The organism is Marinobacter sp. MMG032 (assembly GCF_040112695.1).
GTDB classification, from domain to species: Bacteria; Pseudomonadota; Gammaproteobacteria; order Pseudomonadales; family Oleiphilaceae; genus Marinobacter; species Marinobacter salsuginis.
Window position 1 is genome coordinate 2322921 of the sequence record NZ_CP157802.1, and the last position, 21829, is coordinate 2344749.

Genomic DNA, 21829 nt, shown 5'->3' on the forward strand with positions numbered 1-21829 from the left:
TTCTGGCGTTCGACAACAACCCGAATGGAGAAAAAGCATGATCGGATACGTCACCCTTGGCGTCAGTGATATGGAACGGGCAAAGGCATTCTATGCGGAGCTGTTGAGCGACCAGGGAGCCAGGCTGCTGCTGGATATGGGGCGTATCGCCTTTATCGGTAAAAGCATGAAAGCGCCCATGATCGCGGTTTGCGTTCCCTTCAATGAAGAACCCAACCATCCCGGCAACGGCAACATGGTTGCCCTGCCTGCGGAGTCGAAAGAAGGTGTGGATGCCTTGTACAAGAAAGCCATCGAGCTGGGTGCCACCTGCGACGGTGAGCCGGGGCAACGGATTCCCAACCAGTTCTACGGCGCCTACGTGAAGGACCCCGACGGTAACAAGCTGGCGTTTTTTGTATTCAGTTAACTACTCTGCTGCGTTGAACCACCAGCGCGGCAACAGCCGATGGGTGGCCGGCTTCAAAAACCGGTCATCGATCAGCCAGATCACACCCCGGTCCTCCGGGGTGCGAATCACCCGACCGGCCGCCTGGGCCACTTTCTGCAAGCCCGGAATCAGATAGGCGTAGTCATAACCGGCGCCAAAGCGCTGTTCGAGTCGAGCCTTGAGAATGTCGTGCCAGGCATCAAACGGTGGCAAGCCCAGGGTCGCAACAAACGCCCCGATGAGCTGATCCCCGGGCAAATCGATGCCTTCGCTGAACACCCCACCCAGAACAGCGAACGCCACGCTGCCACCCGGCTCCCTGAAACCTGCCAGAAACTCAGCTCTCTGTTGCGGCGACATGCCCGGCGCCTGTGCCCGCTGGGGAATATCCGGCGCCTGCCGGGCCAGGGCATCACTAACCTGCTGCGCGTACTTGAAGCTGCTGAAAAACGCCAGGTAATGCCCGGGCCGCTCCGTGAACTGCCGGGCGATCAGCTCGGCGATGGGTTTGAGTGATGCCTCCCGATGAACCTGGCGCGTGCTGATTTCCGGCGTGAAGTGCACCTGCAACTGGTCTGCGCTGAACGGACTGGGTAGCGTGGTAAAACGCGCATCCTCAGGCAGGCCCAGCAAATCCCGGTAGTAAACGCCAGGGCTCAGGGTCGCGGAAAAAAGCAGAACCGAATGCGCCGCCTCGAACCGCTCCCGCAGGAAATCCGCCGGAATCAAATTCTGGATCGTCAGGCTGGCCCGCCCCCGACCAGCGCGCTGAAATTCACACAGGGAATGATCACCGAAGGCGTCCGCCAGCTTCATGAAAGCCACGCTTTCGAACAAGAGTTCCTGCAATGCCAGATCCGGGGGATTATCGGCCAGGTAATCAGTCAGATTCGAAACCATCGACTGCAGGGCACCGAGCAACTGGGCCGGCAATGTTGCCAGGAACCCCGGGCGTTCAGAGTCTGCCTGATGATCGCGGATCAGACTCTGCCAGGCCCGTGCGGTCCGGTCGATGGCGGATTTCAGCGGTTTTGGCGCGGTCTTTTTGATCCTCAGCAAGCGCTGCTGATCCAGCCGAACCGAATACATGCCTCGACCCCGATCCACCAGATTGTGGGCCTCGTCCACCAGTACACTCGCCTTCCAGTTGTTCTGGCGAATCAAACCGTGGAGCAGGGCGGATTGATCGAACAGGCGGTTCACATCGCCGATAATCACATCGCTCCACCGGGCCATTTCCTGGGCGAGGAAGTAGGGGCAGATGTCGTGACCGGCAGCGATCTTCGCCAATGTGTGCTGATCCAGTATCCCTTCGGTCTGGGCCGCTTCCGCCCGGGCATCGGGCAGCCGATCGAAAAATCCTTTGGCCAGTGGGCAGGAATCGCCATGACAGGCTTTGTCCGGATGTTCGCAGGCGTCGTCTTTGGAGACCAGTTCCAGGGTTCTCAGGGGCCAGGTCGGGCCCGCTTGAGCCGAACGCAGGCGAGCCACCGCATCCATGGCCAGCTGACGGGCAGTATTGCGACAGGTGAGATAGAACAGCCGGTCCTGTCCGGCAGAAGCCATGGCCATCAGCGCCGGAAACAGTGTGCCGAGGGTCTTGCCCAGGCCGGTCGGGGCTTCCAGAAGCAGAGTGCCGGACTTTACCGCGTTCTTGTATACCGTCTCCGCCAGCTGGCGTTGCCTGGGACGAAATTCGGGGAAGGGAAAGGCAAGGCCGGCGAGCAGCGCATTGCGCTGTTCGCGGTGATGATCTTCCTGTTCCGCCCAGGCCTTGTATTGACCGCAAAGGGTTTCCAGTTCCTGCCAGAGCTCATCGGCACTGGCGGTCTCCACCACCGGTGTTTCCTTGTCCCTGCCGGTGTCGTAATAGATCAGCGCCAGCTCCAGGGTTTTGACGTTTTCCTGTCGACACAAAAGCGCGCCGTAGGCTCGCAACTGGCCCCGGTGGAGCGCCCTTTGATGCTCGCGGATTCGGGACAGGTCACCCCGATGGGTCTTGATCTCCTCTAGCCGGCCGCGGTGCGGGTTGTAGATATCGGCGCGCCCGGAAAGCAATAACCCCAGGCATTCACCAGTCAGTAAATACTCGCTTTTATAGCCATAGCCGCGACGGGATTGTATTGCCTGGTGGCCGGCGATGCCCTCTTCGGCACTGGGAGCCGGGGTGTAGCGGAAGTCCAGATCGCCCCTGCGCGCGGCAAATTCGCACAGGGTTCGGACGGCTACCTTCAGCGTCATTCCATTACCCCATCGTCTTGCCAGCGCACGTAGCAGACACTGGCGGGGATACCCTCAACGGCAAAAAATTCGAGCCAACGTATCTGATGGTCCTGCAGCCGATCGCCCGGACCTTTCACTTCAACCATTTCATAACGCTTTTCGGTATCGGTGACGCCGGGAAAGAAACGAATCAGATCGGGGAAGCCACTGCGGTGCTCCCGGACATTCCGTAACAGGCGGCGGAAGAGGGTTTCCAGATCCTCTGCTGGAATGCAGTCCAAGGCCAGGCTGAGGAGTTCCTCGTTGATGACGGGCCAGATCACGAAAGGATTGGTGGTGCCCTGTTTCGCCCGGTAATTCGCCAGAATTCGCTCCGGGTAGCTGCCATCGGCTAGTAGAGCGAAGCACTGTTCGAAGGCGGCCTGACGGCGGCTGACGAAATCCTCCCGGGTCAGGTCCGCAGGGCCAACATGGAACGGATGGAAAAACGCCCCCGGCACCGGGGCAAAGATGGTTTGCCAGCAGAGCAGGCCAAACAGGCCATTGATCAGGGTGTTTTCCACATAGAACGCAGGCGTCTCTTCCCGATGCAGGTGTTGCTGTACGGCGTATTCAACCGATCCCATTGCCGGCTTCGGCAAGGTAAGGCTGATGTCCCGGATTGCTGGTCGCGCTGGCGGCACTGGTGGTGTCTTTCCAAGCCTGCTTGCGAGCCGTTTCAGGATCCGTGCCAGGCCCTGGGCTTCGGCGTCGCTCAGATCATGGCTCCGCCACTCCGACGCAATGGCCCAGGCTTCCTGATGACGTTTCATCCGCTCGAGCAATCGAAGCTGCTTCAGTCGCGCTTCCCGATGGCCGCTGCTGGCGAAGGCATCTAACGCCAGCTCCCGATCTCCCTGGCGCTCCGCCTGCCGGCCCAATTCCAGCAACAACCGGTCCCGGCGGCTGGTCAACCAGGCATTTTCACAAGGGCCGGGCACGTCGAGCCAGACCTCTGCGGCAGGTACGCCTTCATCCAGCCTTTCCCGGCACCGATGCATGGCGAGGTAAAGGTCAACCTCGGAACGATGCTGGAACGCCCGGGAATCCGGTGTAAACGGGACTGGTTCGTACTGCTGATGACCCAGTTCCACCAGCACGAAATCCGACCAGCTCTGGCGAAGATTGCCAAAGAACATCAGGCGAACCCGATCAAACAGCGCCATGGTTTTGAGCCGAACCACTGGCTTGGCGTGCTGACCCAGCCAGTCGCCAACGGTAAGAGGGTCGGGAAATTGCGGAAACAATGCATCGCGCATCTGGCCCTTGGGCAGGTTGGCAGGCTTTCCGGCCGCCTCCAGCAAAGGCCTCGCAGCAGGCCGCAGCTCTCCCAAGGTAAACAGCCGGAAAAGTTCATCCAGGCTGAGCAGGGGGTCGGTATCCAGCCAGTCCGCACCATCAAGTTCGTCCAGGGCGCGGCTTTCCGGAACGCCCACCTCCGGGTAATTGAGTTTGTCCGAGCGAAACAGATCGCCTGTGCGCATCACCATGCGGGTCAGCAGAGCCCGCGCCGGCCGGGAAAGGGAATGGAAGCTCGCAAGTCGATCCAGCTCGTCCCCGGTCAGCAAGTCGCCGTGGTGGCTCTGCACCCAGCCAAGGACGGTTTCCATATTTTCAAGGTAGTACAGCGGATTGTTGAGATCTGCGGTACCCGGTTGTCGGCCTGTCGGGTTCCGTACTGCCATAGTCGTGTGGGCGCCATGCCTCCGGTATCAATCGTCAAAAAATGGTCTCACATAATCGAAGATCTGTCCTCTGGTGGTCAGCCACAGCTCTTCTTGCTGGGTACATCGCTTAACAATCTCTTCAAACGCCCAGGCGCCCGCAGGCCTGCCGTAGCAATGGCCGTGCACAATCACATCGAGAATCAGCGTTTCGCGATTGCTCGCCAACAGCTTGTCGAGCGTCACTGAAAACATCTCCACGAACTGCTCGGGCGTTCGGCCGAAACGCATGGCGTGTGGCAGATCATTGAAATCGATAGTTACCGGAATCGCCATGATGCTGCTGTCGGCAAACCGCTGCAGGTAAGGTCGATCATCATCCAGTGCGTCACCGTGCCACTTGTAGCCATGCAGAGCCAAGCGGTGCTGGACATCCAGGTCAGAGGTAATGCGGGGGCTGATCCAGCCGCCAGGCTTTTGACCTGTAGCTTGCGCAATCAGCGCGGTCGACTTTTTTATATTGTCCTCAATCTGCTGTTCATCCAGATACGGGAAAAGCATGTTCTGACCATAGCTGTGGCCGATGATCTCGTGTCCATAATCAAAGCGTTTTTTAAGTTCGCCCGAACAATGTTCCGCCACCAGTCCAGAAGTAAATACACTGGTGGCCAAGCCGTAATCTTCTGCAATATCAAACAACCTTTTGGCCCCAACATTGGCGTTATACCGACCATAACTGTCGGCGTTCGGGTCTACCATGTCTCCGGCGAGAACATTGCCCATAGGGTTCACGCTGGAACAGGCATCCGGCGTCCACATTTCAAAAGCGATGTTGAAGTTAATGGCCAATCGTTTGTTTTCAGGCCATAAAAAGTCGTTTTCCAGGCGTTCTATATCGCATGACAGTTCCCGGCTCATCGCATTTTTCCTTTATTAATTAATAACGAATCAAATTAAATAAATAATCAGCTCACAATTAAATAATATGATTTATTCGGTTTTGCAAATTCAATTATATTCAGGTGGTTATGAATCAAATTCAGCAAGGTTCCTTTTTTAATTTCATTCACAAATGGCTGAATAATATTAAATTTGCGCTTTGGTTTTGCTTACCCTAAATTATTTTTACCGATAAAAATCGGAGCAAATAAACACAAATAAATTTGGCACAAAGTGCCTGACTGGAAAGTGCATACCATCAAGACAAAACACATTTCCAGTTTGATTTACATCGGAGAAAAACAATGAAACTCATGAACCGTAAACTGATCGCCGCCGCCGTGCTGGCCAGCGCCGCCACGTTAAGCCACGCCCAGACCACCATCAAACTCGGCTGGACCACGGCCGACAGTGAAGTTGACCCCTACGCCATTGCCGCCCGCTACTTTGCGGAAGAGCTCGAGGCGGCCGCTCCGGGCGAATTCAACGTCCAGTTCTACCCCAACCACCAACTCGGCAACGACACCGCGATGCTGCAGGCCATGCAGTTCGGAACCATGGACGCAGGTGTGATTACAGGCACACAGGTAGGCACCCTGGACTCGGCTTTCCAGCTCAACGATCTGCCATTCCTCTACGCCAATAACCAGCAGGCACACAAAGTGCTGGATGGCGAGGTAGGCCAGACGCTGCTATCAAAGCTGGACGCCAAAGGCATCGTCGGGCTTGGTTTCCCGGAAGCCGGCTTCCGGCACACCATAAACAATGAGCGCCCGATCCGGACGCCCGAAGACTTCACCGGGGTAAAACTGAGGGTCCAACCCAGTGACCTTTTCATTGCAAGCTTCCGTGCCATCGGTGCAAACCCGGTTCCCATGGCCTGGAGCGATGTATTCACCGCGGTGCAGCAGGGCACGGTCGACGGACTGGAAATTCCGCTTCCTGTCATTTACGCCAACAAGTATCCGGAGGTCACGGATTACCTGTCACTGACCAGCCATACCTACAACGCCCTGGCGCTGCTGATGTCCAAACAGACCTTCAACAAACTTTCCCCGGAAACCCAGGCACTGGTTCGGGAAGCCGCCAAAAAGGCCATTGATCGCCAGCGCGAGACCGTTGCCTCCAACAATGGTGAGGTACTTGAACAGATCAAGGCAGCCGGCATGTCGGTGAATGAAGTGGATGACATCAACGCTTTCCGGGACAAGGTGTCCAACGTGTATGACGATTATCGCGAAAAGATTGGCTCGGAAATCGTCGATACCGCCTTGCAGCAGGTAAGCGAGTAATCCTGTCCCGGAAGCCGGTCGGGCTGACCCGGGGCAATCGATAGGGAACCGTGCAGATGTATCAGTCACTGGACAAATTGGGACAGGGTTTGGCTTTCGGGTCCCAGGCGGTCGGGGCGCTGGCCGCGCTGGTTATGATTGTCAGCCTGCTGCTGGGTGTCTTTTACCGTTACGTTCTGGGTGATGCGCTGGTGTGGAGCGACGAAGTCGCCTCCCTGGCCTTCACCTGGACTGTCTTCCTGTTTGCCAGTGCACTGGTTCGTGACCGAGGCCATGTCCGGGTTACGTTATTGGTGAACGCTCTGCCACCCATCCTGGGTGAACTGGTGGAGCGGGGCATCATGGTGCTGACCATTGGCCTCGGGCTGGTGATGCTATGGACAGGCTGGAACTTTGCAGAGTTCACAGCGGGCCAGGTATCACCCGCCATCCGTTATCCAATCTGGGTTAAAAATGCGGCCGTGCCCGTGGCGGGCGCCCTGATCTGTATTCACGCGCTGATTCTTCTTGTCCGGCCCCGGCCGATCCATACGTCTTCGGAGCATTGATATGGGTGATATTGGCCTGGTCATGGTTGTTGGCCTGATTGTTCTCCTGGCGCTGGGGGTTCCCATTGCGTTCACCATTGGTCTGCTGGCGGCGGTGGGCATCTGGATGGCCGATGTCAATCCGATGATTCTGCCCCAGCAGTTCATTGCCGGCAGTAATGTCACCAGCCTGCTTGCCATTCCCGGCTTTATCCTCGCCGGGGAAGTCATGAGCGCCGGGGGGCTATCCCGTCGACTGGTACGCGTGGCCGAAACCTTTTTTGGCCACCTGACTGGCGGCCTCTCCATGTCAACCGTGGCCGCCGGAACCTTCTTCGGCGCCATTTCCGGCTCCGCGCCGGCCACCACGGCGGCCGTAGGTTCGATCATGATTGATGAGCTGGAAACCCGGGGCTACCAGCGTGGCTACGCAGCGGCACTTGCCACTGCCGTCGGCCCTCTCGGGCAAATGATTCCGCCCTCCATACCCATGGTTATCTGGGGCGTCCTGGCGGAAGAATCCATCGCCAAGCTGTTTCTGGCGGGCATTGTTCCCGGTTTGATCGCGGCCACAGGGTTCTGCGTGGTGAGCATCCTGTATGCCCGTTTTCACGGGGTGGCCAAACAGAAACGTGCCACCGGCAAGGAGTTCCTCTTTGCCTTCAAAGACGGCATCTGGGCGCTGCTAGCGCCTGTTGTCATCCTGGGGGGGATCTACAGCGGTATGTTTACTCCTACCGAAGCGGCCATGGTGGGTGTGCTGTACAGCGCCATTGTCGGCCTGTTCCTGTACCGCGACCTGGCCTGGAAAAAAGTGCCATCCATTCTGATGAATTCGATGAGAACCACCGGTGTGATCATGTTTATTGTTGCCGTCGCCTACGGATTCGCCTGGGTGATGGCCAGTGAGCAGATTCCCGCGCAGCTCACCCGCGCACTCCTGGAGCTTACGGATAATCCTATCCTGCTGCTGCTGATCATCAATGTGATGCTTTTGCTGCTGGGCGCGGTAATGGACAACATATCCGCGATGGTTATCCTCAGTGGCGTGCTGATCGGCCTGGGCCAGCAGATCGGGCTGGATCCAATACAGCTGGGCGCCATGGTGGTGATCAATTTCGCCGTCGGCATGGTAACGCCACCGGTGGGCTATTCCATTTTCGTTGCCTCCAGCATCAGCGGTTTACGCGTGGAGACTGTCGCCCGCCATATCTGGCCATTCATGCTGGTTCTGCTTGGCGTGGTGGCACTGGTGGCCTATGTTCCGGCGATCACCCTCTGGCTGCCCGCAACCTTCGGCTGAGCCGCAGCCATTTTGACAAGTTTCCAGGATACCTTCGCGTAAGCGCTCCTCCCTCTCCGGTGTCCGCTAACAGGACACCGGCCTCCCCCTGTTGGCTAACGTCCCCGAATCTGGCGCAAACATAAAGGGTCTGTAAGACTTGTCAGGTGCCTTTGGCAACCATCGGCCGGCCCGCAGCGCATCAGCGCGTCCCGGGAAGATTGCGATAACAACAATGAAGGTTAGCTGCGAGAGTTAATAAATATGGTGAATTTGCGCGATTTTGACCTGAATTTACTGGTAATTTTCACCAACATCATGGAACAACGCTCAATCTCGAAAGTGGCCAATGAGCTGGGGCTATCTCCCTCAGCCGTCAGCCATGCACTTGCACGACTGCGTCTGATGCTCAACGACCAGCTGTTTTACCGCACCGCCAAGGGGCTGGAACCCACCGACAGGGCCAGAGAACTCATCGTTCAGGTTGAGGACGGTCTGTCCTGCCTGTCCAGTGCCATCAGTGCGCAGCAGCAGTTTGTGCCGGGCGAATCCAAGCGGGTGTTCAGCATGCAGGTTGCCAACTATGTCTCGGGCTTTTTCCTGCCAAGCTTTTCCCGGCGGATTCGCGAGGAAGCACCCAATATCACCATTGATATTCTGCCGTTTTCCATTTCCACGGAAAGTTCCGAATGGGACCGGGTCGATGCACAGATCCGTTTGACTCCGGGCCGTTTGAAACCCAAGGCCGTACGAAGTAAACGCCTGATGGCCGATGACGTTGTGGTGCTGATGCGACCTGACCATCCCAGCGCCTCGGAACCGATGACCGCGGAACTCTATGCCAGATTGCCCCATGTAAAACTCTCTCAGGCGTCCACGGGTACAACGGTGATTGACGACGCCCTGGCCGGGCGCGGCTTCGAAAGACATTCAGCATTGATCGTGTCCAGCTGGGACGCCATCCCCGATATCCTGCTGAAAACGGACTTGATTGCCATTGCTCCCCGCCGCCTTCTGGCCCTGGATCCTCGCCTCAAGCATCTGAAATCCTCTCCGCTGCCACTGGAAGAAGTCGTGTTCTCCTTCGACCTGTGCTGGGATCAGAATTCAGAGAAAGAATCCGGCCACAAATGGCTCTGCGAGACGATTATTGACGTATTCAATTCGGAGATTAAGCAAATTGAATCCTGATTGGAGATGTCATGACCGCACCCATTCTGATCACCGGCGCCGGCCAACGAATTGGCCTGGCCTTCGCCAGGGCCTGCCTGGACCGGGACCAGCCCATCATCGTTACCTACCGCACCTATCGACCGGCGATTGATGCACTACAGAAAGCCGGTGCCGAATGTATCCACGCGGACTTTGCCACGAACGAAGGTATCGAAGCGTTCATTCAAACTCTGAAATCCCGGACCGACAGCCTGCGTGCGATTATTCACAACGCTTCGGACTGGCTGCCAGAAAGCGAGGATTCAGATCCGGCGGATGTGATGAGCGCGATGATGCAGATTCATGTAACCACGCCCTACCTGATCAACCTTGCCTGCCGGTCGATGCTGGAGCAGGGTGAGTCGACAACCGACATCGTCCATATGACGGACTATGTGGTGGAGAAGGGCAGCGCGAAGCATATCGCCTACGCCGCCAGCAAGGCCGCACTGACCAACCTCACCTTGTCTTTTTCACGGTTACTGGCGCCCAGTGTGAAGGTGAACGCCGTAGCGCCGTCCCTGATCATGTTCAACCAGGGCGACAGCGAGGCTTACCGGGAGAAAACCCTGAAGAAGTCGCTTATGGGCATAGAGCCCGGGGCCGAGGTCGCTGTCGCCACCCTGCAGTTTCTACTGGACAACCCCTACATCACCGGTCGGACGCTACCATTAGATGGCGGACGGCACCTGGTCTGAGACCATTAAATGCCCAGTTCGGCCGGCTGGAGTCTCACGCCGGCCACCTTCCAGGCACCTTCAGTGAGCACCATCCGGTAATAGGCATCCCAACGCTTGCCCTCCGGCCCGTGCAACCGAACCACCTGGATTTCAAAGGCGCCGTGCGGCAAGCGCTGGGTAAATTCGATGGCCGTGGCGTTGTGCACGGCCGGGTAGGCTTCACGAACCATGTCGACAAACACCTGTGACGAGCCGAATCGACGCTTGATGCCCTCGGAGGCGTGAGCCCAGGCCTGTTCCTGATCGTTGTTGGCGAAGGCTTCGATCTGGCGAAGGATGGTGTCTCGAATTTCCGCGTCCTTGTCACTGGCGACGGTCTGTGATGACCCGAAGATGGCCAAGCCCATGAAAGCCAGCAGGACGGGAATCAGCCACTTTCCGAAACGGATATTTTGGTGACCCATGATGGCACCTCGCTATTGTTCATCTTTTAAACAATACGCCCAGATCAGGACTCCGGATTCGCCCACCTGTCAGGGCGTTGAACTCACCGACGGCGGCTTTAACCAAATCAATCCTGCTCATGGTTGCTCGTTTTATGACCTGTAACGGAAAGCATTTCGTAGAAGCTCTTACGACAACAAACCTGCGGGAGACTTCCGATGCATATGGACACTGGCGAATTGAAGAAGCACAAGCACGACACCATTTCCTTGCTGGAGATCGTCTCCATGGAGGGGCGCTATTACATGGCGAGGTTCTACCTGGATGGTCAGGGCTACGTACTCACCGACGCCTACGACAAGCCGGTCATGTTTACCGGGGCCTGTGCCGTACGAGAATACTTCCATGAATATGAAGTTGAGCACACCGATGTGATTCCGCCAACCGGAACCGATGAAATGATCGGCATGCCCGACAGCGGCTCGGAAACCATGCGGGTGCCCCTGTAGGGCCCCGCTTGACGGTCGCTCAGCTTCCAGCGAATGACAGGGAATCCACCAGATCGGCGCCGTTGAAGACCGCGCCGTGAAAATCACTGTCGGGAACCTGATTCAGCGTAAACACCAGCGCACTGGCCGCCTGCTCGGCGGTCAGGCATTCCCCCGCCTCCAGGCGCCCCGCCAGCCACTCTGCGTGCGGCAGGTTCAGGTCACCGGCCTTCTTGATGTGGCTGCGGATGCCCGGCGTATCCACGAGACCCGGTTGAAACAGACTTACAACCGGCCCATCCGGCATGGTGTCGAATTCCACAGACATCTGGCGCACCAGCCGACGCAACGCCATTTTGCTGATTCCGTAGCTGCCGGTTCCGGGTTGTGCGTGCTTGTCCATTCCAGCACCGATCATCACAATCCTCGACGCCGGGTCTCCGCCTTTTAAAAGCGGAAGCAGGGACTGGGTCAGTAACAGGGGCGCAGATACGTTAACGGCCAGGGCTTCCTGAAAATCAATCAGACCGAGGCTGGCGAAATCGGCTGCGGGTTCACCCACACCGGCACAGTAGACAAACGCTGAAAGGTGGTCGACCGCGTCACCGACCTGATGGGCCAGGTTACGAGTACTTTCCGGATCCGCCAGGTCAACTTCAAGGGTCATCAGTTCACAGTCAGGCGCTTCGGGGCGGACTGTTTCTGCCACGTCCTCCAGCTTTCGAACAGTACGGCCAGCGAGAATCAGGTTATGGCCGCGGGGGGCAAGCTCGAGAGCCAGAGCCCGCCCGATGCCCGAACCGGCGCCGGTGATCAGTGTCCACATAATGCCTCTCTCCTTCGCAGATGGTTCACGACACCGTCTGTCGCAGCGGGCCGCGATAATTTGCGGTGATCAAACGTTTCAGACTGTCCGCATCTGTGGTCACATACGGTAACCTGTGGCAACAGGATTGAACTGCATACCAGACAAGGAAATTCATGGCTGCTCTGTCCACCGATAAGCCCGCTACCATCGACCCCGGGTTTCACGCGATCCACGCCAACCATCTGGAAGACCTTCGCCGGGCGGTGGTCTACATCTGTCGGAACAACCCCATGCCGCCACTGGAGAGCGAGACCTTCCTGGTGCAGAGCAACGGCATTGCCCAGTGGCTGAAGCTCGCGCTGGCGGAGAAACGCACGGACGATGGCATGGACGGCGGTCTGGGTATTGCCGCCGGCATGGATTTCCTGTTTCCGGCCCGGTTTATCTGGCAGGCCTACCGGGCGGTCCTACCGGACGGCGAGGTGCCGGAACAGTCACCCTTCGACAAGCGTCGCCTGGTGTGGCGGCTGTACCGGTTACTACCCAGCCTCGTCGGTCAGGACGAAGCCTTCACACCTCTGGCCCGGTTTCTGGAGGGCAACGATCCGGACCTGCGTAATTTCCAGCTAGCGGAAAAAGTGGCGGATCTGTTTGACCAATACCAGGTGTTCCGGGCCGACTGGCTGGCCGTCTGGGAGCAGGGCAAGAATGTGATTATCACAGCCCGGGCGGAGGAAAAGCCGCTGGATGCAGAAACCCGCTGGCAGCCTTTGCTCTGGCGCCGGCTCGTAGAGGATGTGGGCGCGGAAGCCCACACCAGCCGATCGCAGATCCACACCCGGTTTATGGAGCAGGGCCAGCGTATCCCGGCACCGGCAAATCCGTCGCGCCTGCCGAACCGGATCGTCGTATTCGGCGTTTCCTCGCTGCCGCGGCAGGCACTGGAGGCGCTGTATGTACTGAGCCGGTTCAGCCAGGTGGTGCTCTGTGTTCACAACCCCTGCCAGTTTTACTGGGCCGATATCATCAGCGATCGGGAGCTGCTCACGGCCGAACGCAAGCGGGGCAGAACCCACCCCACGCTGTCCGACGTTGAAGATCCAGACCAGCTACACCAGCACGCCAACCCGTTGCTGGCCGCCTGGGGCAAGCAGGGCCGTGACTACATCCGCCTGCTGGACGAGTTCGACAACCCGGAGGAATACCGGGGCAGGTTCGAGACGCCGGACCAGAAAATCGATATCTTCTCGGACCACGGCAACCAAGACGCACCGCGCCTCCTGCACCAGCTGCAGAACGATATCCACAACCTGACGCCCCTCCGGGAAATCCGCCAGCAGCATCGACAACTGGATTTGCGGCAGGATCACTCCCTGGCGTTCCACCAGGCCCACAGCCCCCAGCGTGAAGTGGAGATTCTGCACGACCAACTCCTGGCGGCTTTCAACGCCGACCCAACGCTGCGGCCCCGGGATGTTATCGTGATGGTGCCCGATATCAACGTGTACGCGCCTCATATACAGGCGGTGTTCGGCCGTTACCAGCCTGGGCGCAAGCGCCACATTCCCTTTACCATTTCTGATCAGGGCCAGCGCCACCACGAACCGGTGTTGATTGCCCTGGAAACCCTGATGTCACTGCCCCGCAGCCGCTTTGCGGTGAGTGAAATCATCAGCCTGCTGGAGGTGCCCGGCATACGGGACCGCTTCGGGATCGGCGAAGACGAGATTCCCCTGGCCCGTCGCTGGGTGGAGGGCGCCAATATCCGCTGGGGGCTGCATGGGCTGCACCGGGAAAGCCTGGATCTGCCCGCCGAACTGGAGCGCAACACCTGGCAATCCGGGCTGCGCTCGATGCTGCTGGGGTATGGGATGGGCGACGATGAGCCCTGGGGTGGCGTGGAACCCTTCGGCGAGATCGGCGGCCTGCAGGCCAGCCTGGCGGGCCGCCTGAACGACTTTGTGCATCAGCTGGAAACCCTCTGGCTGGCGCTGCAGACCCGCCGCACGCCCGAAGACTGGGAACACCTGTTTTCAGACATGCTCGGGCAGTTTTTCCACAAGGTGGAAGGCAGCGACCTGTTACTGCTGAACCGGTTCCGCCGCCAGCTGGAGCAGTGGCTGGAAGACGCCCTGGCCGCCGGCCTTGGGGAACAGACCCTGCCCCTGAATATCGTCAAGGATGTGCTGCTGGAGGGCCTGGATGAGGGCGGCCTCAACCAGCGCTTCCTCGCCGGCAAGGTGAATTTCGCCACTCTGATGCCGATGCGCGCCATTCCCTTCCGGAATGTGTGCCTGCTGGGCATGAACGACGGTGATTATCCCCGTTCGCGACCACCGGTGGATTTTGATCTGATGGCCCAGGATTACCGCCCCGGGGATCGCTCCCGCCGGGAGGACGACCGCTACCTGTTCCTGGAAGCTTTGTTATCCGCCCGGGAGCAGCTTTACATCAGCTGGGTGGGCCGGAGTATCAAAGACGATTCAGAACGGCCACCGTCGGTGCTGGTGGGCCAGCTGCAGGATCATCTCGACAGCTTGTGGTCCGTGGCGGGGCTACCGGACGCAAAGGTCACAGAAGTGCTCACCACCCAGCATCCGCTGCAACCCTTCAGCCGGGCCTATTTCCCGAAAGCCAATGGCCTGACAGAGGGCGAAGACAGTGAGCCGCGGCCTCTGGCGGAGGTTCTGCAAGCCCGCCATCTATTCACTTACGAGCGGGAGTGGCGCAGTGCCCATGGTAGTGAAGCTGCGGAACACACCCGGTCTGCACTACCGTACCAGACGCCCGAAGAACCCATCAGCCTGAACGATCTGGCGGCTTTCCTGAAAAAGCCCATCGACACCTTCTATCAACGTCGACTGCAGGTGCACTTCGAGGATGTTGAGGACGACGACACCGACAACGAGAATTTCGACCTGGACGGCCTCGACCGCTGGCGTCTGGACAATGAGTTGATTCAGGATGGACTGCTGAAAGCCGGCAATGAAGAAGAACTGGAAGACCGGTTGCAAACAATCCTGGACCGGATGGCCCGCCGCGGGGACCTGGGCATGGGCGTGACCGAGCACCGCCTGCGTTCCGAGTTGGCCGGGCGCTTGCCGGACCTGTTCGACCGTTACCAGAGTGCACTGGCAGACTGGCCGGAGGCGGTCGCCGAGCCTCTGCCTTTTGACTACCAGTTTGAGAATGCCCTGGGTTCGGTCGCCGTTGCCGATCTGATCGACCGTCTTCGCTCCAATGCCGCGGGCGATCTGTGCCGTCTGGTGGTGGCCAGCTCCAGCCTGCTGACCGGCTCCGGTTCCAGCAGGAAAGTGCGCTATGCCAACCTGATGCGGGACTGGCTGATCCATCTGGCAGGCCAGCTCGGCGGTCAACCTTTTGAGACCCTGGTTCTGGGCAAGGAGGAGGGACGGAAATTCCGCTTTGCGCCATTGCATCCGGAACAGGCCAGACCGCTGTTCGAAGCGGTGCTCGCCCGGTGGATGGAGGCCACCACACGTGCCTTGCCCATTCACTGCGAGGCCGGCTTTGCCTGGATCACCAGTTACTACGGCGGTAAAAAGTACGTCGGTGACCACGAGCGGGCTATCAACGAGGCCGAGCAGGCCTATACCACCGCTCTTGAGCGGGACGTTGGTTACCTGATGGGCACATTTGAAACGCCGGAACGGCTGATGGCCAGCGGCGAATTCGAAGCCCTGTTGCATCAGCTCTACGTGCCGGTTTGGGAAGCCGAGCAGGGCAAATCAGCGGCGGACCAGATCGGGAGTGTGGAATGACGGAACAGAAAAACAACCGGAACCCGAATCTGGATCCCCTGGCCCTCGCCCTGAACGGCAGCGCCCTGATCGAGGCCAGTGCCGGCACCGGCAAAACCTTCACCATAGCCATTCTTTACGTGCGCCTGGTGCTTGGCCACGGCCAGTCCCCGGACAGCCCGCTGCAGAATCTGCTGCCGCCCAACCTGCTGGTGGTGACCTTCACCGAGGCCGCCACCAAGGAACTGCGAGACCGTATCCGCACCCGGCTGACCCAGGCCGCGGAGGTGTTTTCGGAGGCGGCCGACGAGTCTGATCCGCCTGCAGAAACGGCACTGATCTACCAGCTAAGGAATGAGAGTTATCCGGATCCGGCCAGTTGGCCGGAATGCCGCAAAAAGCTGCTGCTGGCCGCAGAGTGGATGGACGAGGCGGCGGTATCTACTATCCACAGTTTTTGTAACCGCATGCTCAGCGAGCACGCGTTCGACAGCGGCAGCCTGTTCAAACTTACTCTGGAAACCGACCAGAGCGAGCTGCTGGACGAGGTCGCCCGGGATTACTGGCGCACCTTTGTCTATCCTCTGCCCCCGATGCTGATGGACGAGGCACTGAGTCACTGGAAAACACCCGGGGATCTGCGCCAGGGCGTTCGCAACCTGATTGACGATCCCCAGAGCCTGGGCACACCGCCCGACAGCGTTCACCAGGCCATCGATCAGGTGGTCAGGCGGCGCCTGGAACAGTCACAGGCCCTCAAGGCTCATCCCTGGAGCCAGTGGCGCGAGGAAGTGACCCAGCTGCTGAACGATCTGAACAAGGCCAAACGACTCCATGGCGGGAGCAAGAACGCCATGATCAAGGTCTGGGACTTTTTGTTTGCCTGGGCAGAATCAGACGACCTGTTGCCCGAAAAGATCGATAGTGCCGCAGGCTTCAAGAATCAGACGCCCGACGGTCTCGACAAGATTCTGAAAGGCGATGAATCTGCCCCCCATCATCCTGCCTTCGACGCCATCGAAGCGCTGCTGGATTTCAGCCAGAACCAGCCCAGCGCCAAATCCGACATTCTGCGCCACGCCAGCCACTGGATAGCGGAACGGCTGGAATCGGAAAAGCAGAAACGCTCGGAAATGGGCTTTGACGATCTGCTTACCCGGCTGGACGAAGCCCTGCACGGCCCCCGTGGCGATCAGTTGGCAGCCACTATCCGGCGCCAGTTTCCGGTGGCCCTGATCGACGAATTCCAGGACACCGACCCGGTGCAGTACCGCATTTTCGACCGCATCTACCATGTGGCGGGCGGCGACCCCGACACCTGCCTGCTGATGATCGGCGATCCCAAGCAGGCTATCTACGGGTTCCGGGGTGCCGATATCTACACCTACCTGCAGGCAAGGCAGGGCGTGAAAGAACGCACCTACACACTGGGAAAAAACTTCCGCTCCGCCAAAACCATGGTGGCGGCGGTCAACCGGGTCTTCGAACACAGCGACCAGCACAGCCGGGATGGCGCCTTCCTGTTCGGCAAAGGCGATAACTCACCGCTGCCGTTCCAGGGTGTCGACGCCAACGGCACCAAACGGGTCTGGGCGATCAACGGGGAGGTGCGGCCCAGCCTGGTGTTCTGGACCCACGAATCCGGCGAAGAGGACAAGGACGGCAACCCGAAAGGTATGGCCAAGGGCACCGCCACGGCCGATGTGTCAGAGACCTGCGCCAGCGAGATCGCCCGTTTGCTGACCCTGGGCCAGGCCGGACAGGCAGGTTCCACCTTGCCTGAGAATCCGGAAGATCTGGACCCGGTTGCCCCGAAAGACATCGCCATCCTGGTCAACAATCGCAACGAGGCCAGCGCGGTGCGGGACGCCCTGGGTCGCCGGCGCATCAAGAGCGTCTACCTGTCAGACCGGGATTCTGTACTGACTTCCCGGGAATCGAAGGAAATGCTGTGCTGGCTGCGGGCCTTTGCCGAGCCCCGGCAACTGGCCTACATACGCGCCGCGCTGGCCACGCCCACCCTGGGTCAGTCCTGGGATGCCCTGAATCAGCTGCTCACCGACGAGCTGGTGCTGGAGCGGGAAATCGAGCGCTTTATTGGCTATCAGCAGCAGTGGCAGAAGCAGGGTGTGCTGCCGATGCTGCGCAGTTTCCTGATGGATTTCGAGGTGCCGGGCCGGTTATTGCAACGCCCGGACGGCGAACGGCGGCTGACGGATATTCTGCACATTGCCGAGTTGTTGCAGCAGGACAGCCTGCAACTGGACGGCGAACATGCCCTGGTGCATCACTACACGCAGATACTGCGGGCGGCCGACGAAGAAGACGAGCACCGCACCCTGCGGCTGGAAAGTGATGCCGGCCTGGTGAAGGTTATCACCGTGCACAAGTCCAAGGGTCTGGAATACCCCCTGGTGTTCCTGCCCTTCGGCACGGCGTTTCGTGCCCAGAGTGAAAAACAGGCCTTCGTTCGCTATCACGATGACGGGGGCAGGCTGATCACGGTGTTCGATCCAGAACCTGAGGATGTGGCCCGGGCCGACCGTGAACGCCTGGGCGAGGATATCCGAAAACTCTACGTGGCCCTCACCCGGGCCCGCTTTGCCACCTGGGTGGGCACGGCGGCCCTGGATAACTGGCAGCAAAGCGGTCTGGGCTACCTGATTGCCGGCGGGGGCCAGAGCCGCATCAGCGACTGCCTGGAAGAACTGGCGCAGGGCAGAGCAGAGATCGGGATTACTCCGTTACCAGATCCGGACGAAACACAGTATCAAGAGCAGGCCCCGGAAGCCCTCGGCCCGGCATTGGTCTCCAAACGGGAGGCTAGAGAGGACTGGTGGATCGCCAGTTACTCCTCAATCGAATACACCGGTATGACCGGCACCGGCATCGCCTTTACCGGTGAGGTGGAAGACGCCGAGACCCAGAACCTGCTGGAAGAGAGCAGTCAAAAAGGCAGCGAGGAAGAGAGCAACGAAACGGCTCAGCTGGCCGTTCACCGCAACCAACACCATTTCCCAAAAGGCGCTGGCCCCGGAACCTTCCTGCACGAACTGCTGGAGTGGTGCACGCAGCAGGGGTTTCAGCGGGTTGTGGACAACCCGTCCCTGCTTCACGAGCAACTGACCCGTCGCTGCGGCACCCGTGGCTGGAGTGACTGGGTGGAACCGTTGGAGCGCTGGTTGCTGGCTTTGATCAGCAAACCCTTGAGCCTCGACCGGGCCGGCACCGAACGTGTCAGTCTGGCGAATCTGACCACCCTGCGCCCCGAACTGGAATTCTGGTTCGAGAGCCGCAACGTCAGCGTGCGGAAGCTCGACCAGCTGGTGACCGCACACACCCTGAACGGCGCAGACCGGCCCCGGGTGGAGGAGACCCGCTTCAACGGCATGCTCAAGGGCTTCATCGATCTGGTGTTCGAACACGAGGGGCGGTATTACGTGCTGGACTACAAATCCAATACCCTGGGGGAGGACGACAGCGCCTACACCGACCAGGCCATGGGCGACGCCATTCTGGATAAACGCTACGACCTGCAGTACGTACTCTATCTGCTTGCCCTGCACCGGCTGCTGACAGCCCGTTTGCCGGATTACGACTACGACCAGCACATTGGCGGCGCGGTGTATCTGTTCCTGCGGGGCGTTGAATCCCCGGGTGGTGGTGCATTCTCTGACAAACCACCCAGAACCCTGATTGAACAACTCGATGCCCTATTCGATGGCGAGTCCGTATCCGGGGAGGTGGCCGCATGAGCCGTTCCCGTTCTCACATCAAAAACTCCGACCACCAGATTGATCTGTTCGCCGACGATAACACCCCGGAATCGCCAACCATGGCGAAAGGCGGGGATAACATGATCGAGATCAGGGGCCTGCTCAACAGCCTGGATAACACCGAGGCGCTTCTACAGCACTGGCAGCAGGCAGAATGGATCCGCCCACTGGATGTTGGGTTTGCGCGGCTGATCCGGGAGCTGTCGGAAGAGCAGGGCGAAGAGCCGGACCCGCTGGTTCTGCTGCTGGCTGCACTGACCTCCCACCAGGTGGGGCGCGGCCATGTGTGCATTGATCTTGGCAATCTCCTGGCCGATGCTGTCCAGACCCTGTCACTACCGCCCGAAGAGTCGAGTTACCAGCCACCCAAGGATACCGACACCAGCGAAACGCACCAGCCGGAACCGGCGGAGCTGCTCGCACTCGTGACGCTGTCGGAATGTCTGGCATTGCTGGGAGCATCCTGCGCCGTAAGTGATGGCTCACACACCACTCCCCTGGTGTTGAACGATACCCGGCTCTATCTGCGGCGATTCTGGCGCTACGAGCAATGCATTGCCGAGGGAATTCGGCAACGGCTGACTCTGCCGTCGTCCCTGGCGGATCCGGAATCCGGGCCTGCCCGTACCCTGTCCCGCGCCCTCGACCAGCTGTTCCAGTCGTCAGAAGCGGTGGACTACCAGAAACTGGCCTGCGCCCTGGCAGCCCGAAACCGTTTCGCGGTCATCACCGGCGGACCCGGCACCGGAAAGACCACCACGGTGGTTAACCTGCTTGCGGCTTTGCAGGCGGTTGCCGGTGAATCCCCGGACAGGGCGGGCCGGAAATACCGGATCCGGCTGGCGGCCCCGACCGGCAAGGCTGCCGCCCGACTGAACGAATCCATCGGCGGTGCAGTCAGCCGCTTGCCGCTGGCCGACTTACCCGGCAACGTGGAGCTGGCGGATATTCCCACCAGGGTCACCACCCTGCACCGGTTGTTGGGCAGCCGGCCCGATACCCGCAGATTCCGCCACAACCGTGATAACCCGTTGCTGGTAGATATTCTGGTGATCGACGAAGCCTCCATGGTGGACGTCGACCTGATGGCATCGGTGTTCGATGCCCTGCCCGCCAACGCCCAGCTCATCCTGCTGGGCGACAAGGACCAGCTGGCCTCGGTAGATGCCGGCGCAGTACTCGGTGAGCTGTGCCAGCGGGCCTTCCAGGCTCACTACACACCGCAAACAGCGCAGTGGCTGGCCACCATGACCGGTAGCCGGCTACCTGAGTCACTGGTTGACGAATCGGGCCATCCCCTGGATCAGTCCGTGGCCATGCTGCGCAAGAGCTACCGGTTCCGGGAAGACAGCGGTATCCGTGCCTTTGCCGAAGCCGTGAATACCAATGCGCTGGATCGCGCCATGGTGCGCCGGATCCGGGAGGCGGCGTTCGACGATGTCATCCTGCTCAGCAGCCCATCCGGAAAACCGGATCCGGAAGACACCCTGGAGCTGGTGTGCAGGCACGCCATCACCGGCTCGCCGGAGGCCTTCCGCAACGCCGGACAGGGTCGACAGGTGAACGATCAGCCGTTGCCGCCACCGGTCGGCTACCGTCATTATCTGGAGCAGCTACAGAATCATGACCTGGATGAAAACAGCTCCCGGGGCGACTGGGATGCGATGGCAGTGCAGCTGCTTGAAGCTTTCAGTGACTTCCAGGTGCTCTGTGCCCTGCGCAAGGGGCCCTGGGGCGTGGAAGGGCTGAACGACCGGATCGCCAGGCAGTTGCTGGCTGAAAAGCTGATTCCGCGAGCCGAGGGCTGGTACCCCGGCAGGCCGGTGCTGATTACCGGCAACGATTACAACCTGGGCCTGATGAACGGCGATATCGGCATTACCGTCAGCGTGCCCTGGGACCGGACGGCAACCGGGGAGCCCCGATACACGCTGAGGGTGGCCTTCCCCAGCAGCGACACACCCGGCGGTATTCGGTGGATCTCGCCCAGTCGGCTGCAGCAGCTGGAAACCGTGTACGCCATGACGGTGCACAAATCCCAGGGCTCGGAGTTCAATCACACCTGTCTGGTGCTGCCAGACCGGCTCAGCCCTGTGTTGACAAAGGAACTTGTCTACACCGGCATCACCCGGGCCCGGAACTGGTTCAGTTTGATAGCGTCTCACCCACAGATTCTGGAGGATGCCGTGGCACAGCAGGTTACCCGTGCTTCTGGCCTGGGCATCGCGGTCAGGGAATCTACTGATTAATGAATATCGCCTTGC

The 21829-nt window shown here is 59.5% G+C and carries 15 protein-coding genes; 10 read left to right on the forward strand and 5 right to left on the reverse strand.

The features are described from left to right. Positions 1–37: 37 nt before the first annotated feature. Complete coding sequence (locus tag ABNF92_RS10750) at positions 38–409, forward strand: VOC family protein (RefSeq protein WP_349342127.1); 372 nt, start codon at positions 38–40, stop codon at positions 407–409. Here ABNF92_RS10750 and ABNF92_RS10755 read toward each other — a convergent pair whose 3' ends face one another. Genes ABNF92_RS10755 through ABNF92_RS10765 form a run of 3 tightly spaced genes read right to left on the reverse strand, consistent with a single transcriptional unit; the run spans position 410 to position 5274 of the window. Then, positions 410–2671 carry an ATP-dependent DNA helicase gene (locus ABNF92_RS10755; RefSeq protein WP_349342128.1) on the reverse strand — a complete coding sequence of 754 codons (2262 nt, stop codon included), beginning with the start codon at positions 2669–2671 and terminating at the stop codon, positions 410–412. Beyond that, entirely contained in the window at positions 2668–4377 is a 1710-nt protein-coding gene (locus ABNF92_RS10760) for a VRR-NUC domain-containing protein (protein ID WP_349342129.1), read from the reverse strand. The genes ABNF92_RS10755 and ABNF92_RS10760 overlap by 4 nt, the downstream gene beginning before the upstream one ends. Before the next feature lie 27 nt (positions 4378–4404). Continuing rightward, a complete protein-coding gene (locus ABNF92_RS10765; protein WP_153637116.1) occupies positions 4405–5274 on the reverse strand; it encodes a polysaccharide deacetylase family protein in 870 nt (289 codons plus the stop codon). A 326-nt stretch (positions 5275–5600) separates the two neighbouring features. On the opposite strand from ABNF92_RS10765, the gene ABNF92_RS10770 reads away from it, so the two are divergent. From ABNF92_RS10770 to folM, 5 genes are all read left to right on the forward strand, one after another. Continuing rightward, positions 5601–6587 (forward strand): TRAP transporter substrate-binding protein, encoded by a 987-nt coding sequence (locus tag ABNF92_RS10770; RefSeq protein ID WP_222465752.1) that lies wholly within the window; start codon positions 5601–5603, stop codon positions 6585–6587. 56 nt (positions 6588–6643) lie between these two features. After that, entirely contained in the window at positions 6644–7135 is a 492-nt protein-coding gene (locus tag ABNF92_RS10775) for a TRAP transporter small permease (RefSeq protein ID WP_136630803.1), read from the forward strand. A 1-nt stretch (position 7136) separates the two neighbouring features. Next, positions 7137–8417, forward strand: coding sequence for a TRAP transporter large permease (locus ABNF92_RS10780; protein ID WP_136630802.1), 1281 nt, complete (start codon positions 7137–7139; stop codon positions 8415–8417). Positions 8418–8660: 243 nt separating this feature from the next. Beyond that, a complete protein-coding gene (locus tag ABNF92_RS10785) occupies positions 8661–9587 on the forward strand; it encodes a LysR family transcriptional regulator (protein ID WP_136630801.1) in 927 nt (308 codons plus the stop codon). A gap of 11 nt (positions 9588–9598) precedes the next feature. After that, positions 9599–10306, forward strand: coding sequence for a dihydromonapterin reductase (folM, locus tag ABNF92_RS10790; RefSeq protein ID WP_069182424.1), 708 nt, complete (start codon positions 9599–9601; stop codon positions 10304–10306). 5 nt (positions 10307–10311) lie between these two features. Here the strand turns inward: folM and ABNF92_RS10795 are convergent, their stop codons facing one another. Next, positions 10312–10752 carry a DUF4864 domain-containing protein gene (locus tag ABNF92_RS10795; RefSeq protein ID WP_349342130.1) on the reverse strand — a complete coding sequence of 147 codons (441 nt, stop codon included), beginning with the start codon at positions 10750–10752 and terminating at the stop codon, positions 10312–10314. Between the two features lie 198 nt (positions 10753–10950). On the opposite strand from ABNF92_RS10795, the gene ABNF92_RS10800 reads away from it, so the two are divergent. Then, positions 10951–11241 carry a DUF6482 family protein gene (locus tag ABNF92_RS10800; RefSeq protein ID WP_069182422.1) on the forward strand — a complete coding sequence of 97 codons (291 nt, stop codon included), beginning with the start codon at positions 10951–10953 and terminating at the stop codon, positions 11239–11241. 19 nt (positions 11242–11260) lie between these two features. On the opposite strand, the gene ABNF92_RS10805 is transcribed toward ABNF92_RS10800, so the two are convergent. Next, entirely contained in the window at positions 11261–12046 is a 786-nt protein-coding gene (locus ABNF92_RS10805) for an SDR family oxidoreductase (RefSeq protein ID WP_136630799.1), read from the reverse strand. 155 nt (positions 12047–12201) lie between these two features. Between ABNF92_RS10805 and recC the strand changes: the two genes are divergently transcribed. The 3 genes from recC to recD are packed head-to-tail and all read left to right on the forward strand — an operon-like array spanning position 12202 to position 21814. Beyond that, positions 12202–15810, forward strand: a complete 3609-nt coding sequence (gene recC, locus ABNF92_RS10810) for an exodeoxyribonuclease V subunit gamma (protein ID WP_349342131.1) — start codon at positions 12202–12204, stop codon at positions 15808–15810. After that, positions 15807–19544 carry an exodeoxyribonuclease V subunit beta gene (gene recB / locus ABNF92_RS10815; RefSeq protein ID WP_349342132.1) on the forward strand — a complete coding sequence of 1246 codons (3738 nt, stop codon included), beginning with the start codon at positions 15807–15809 and terminating at the stop codon, positions 19542–19544. Before recC ends, recB begins: the two co-directional genes overlap by 4 nt. Beyond that, positions 19541–21814 (forward strand): exodeoxyribonuclease V subunit alpha, encoded by a 2274-nt coding sequence (gene recD, locus ABNF92_RS10820; protein WP_349342133.1) that lies wholly within the window; start codon positions 19541–19543, stop codon positions 21812–21814. Before recB ends, recD begins: the two co-directional genes overlap by 4 nt. Positions 21815–21829 lie beyond the last annotated feature (15 nt).

What these genes read in the sequence shown, in the direction of transcription:
- ABNF92_RS10765 (WP_153637116.1), bottom strand. Translation starts at nt 5,274, where the DNA reads ATGAGCCGGGAACTGTCATGCGATATAGAACGCCTGGAAAACGACTTT.
- ABNF92_RS10760 (WP_349342129.1), bottom strand. Translation starts at nt 4,377, where the DNA reads ATGGCAGTACGGAACCCGACAGGCCGACAACCGGGTACCGCAGATCTC.
- ABNF92_RS10805 (WP_136630799.1), bottom strand. Translation starts at nt 12,046, where the DNA reads ATGTGGACACTGATCACCGGCGCCGGTTCGGGCATCGGGCGGGCTCTG.
- ABNF92_RS10750 (WP_349342127.1), top strand. Translation starts at nt 38, where the DNA reads ATGATCGGATACGTCACCCTTGGCGTCAGTGATATGGAACGGGCAAAG.
- ABNF92_RS10800 (WP_069182422.1), top strand. Translation starts at nt 10,951, where the DNA reads ATGCATATGGACACTGGCGAATTGAAGAAGCACAAGCACGACACCATT.
- ABNF92_RS10795 (WP_349342130.1), bottom strand. Translation starts at nt 10,752, where the DNA reads ATGGGTCACCAAAATATCCGTTTCGGAAAGTGGCTGATTCCCGTCCTG.
- recD (WP_349342133.1), top strand. Translation starts at nt 19,541, where the DNA reads ATGAGCCGTTCCCGTTCTCACATCAAAAACTCCGACCACCAGATTGAT.
- ABNF92_RS10755 (WP_349342128.1), bottom strand. Translation starts at nt 2,671, where the DNA reads ATGACGCTGAAGGTAGCCGTCCGAACCCTGTGCGAATTTGCCGCGCGC.
- folM (WP_069182424.1), top strand. Translation starts at nt 9,599, where the DNA reads ATGACCGCACCCATTCTGATCACCGGCGCCGGCCAACGAATTGGCCTG.
- recC (WP_349342131.1), top strand. Translation starts at nt 12,202, where the DNA reads ATGGCTGCTCTGTCCACCGATAAGCCCGCTACCATCGACCCCGGGTTT.
- ABNF92_RS10785 (WP_136630801.1), top strand. Translation starts at nt 8,661, where the DNA reads ATGGTGAATTTGCGCGATTTTGACCTGAATTTACTGGTAATTTTCACC.
- ABNF92_RS10775 (WP_136630803.1), top strand. Translation starts at nt 6,644, where the DNA reads ATGTATCAGTCACTGGACAAATTGGGACAGGGTTTGGCTTTCGGGTCC.
- recB (WP_349342132.1), top strand. Translation starts at nt 15,807, where the DNA reads ATGACGGAACAGAAAAACAACCGGAACCCGAATCTGGATCCCCTGGCC.
- ABNF92_RS10780 (WP_136630802.1), top strand. Translation starts at nt 7,137, where the DNA reads ATGGGTGATATTGGCCTGGTCATGGTTGTTGGCCTGATTGTTCTCCTG.
- ABNF92_RS10770 (WP_222465752.1), top strand. Translation starts at nt 5,601, where the DNA reads ATGAAACTCATGAACCGTAAACTGATCGCCGCCGCCGTGCTGGCCAGC.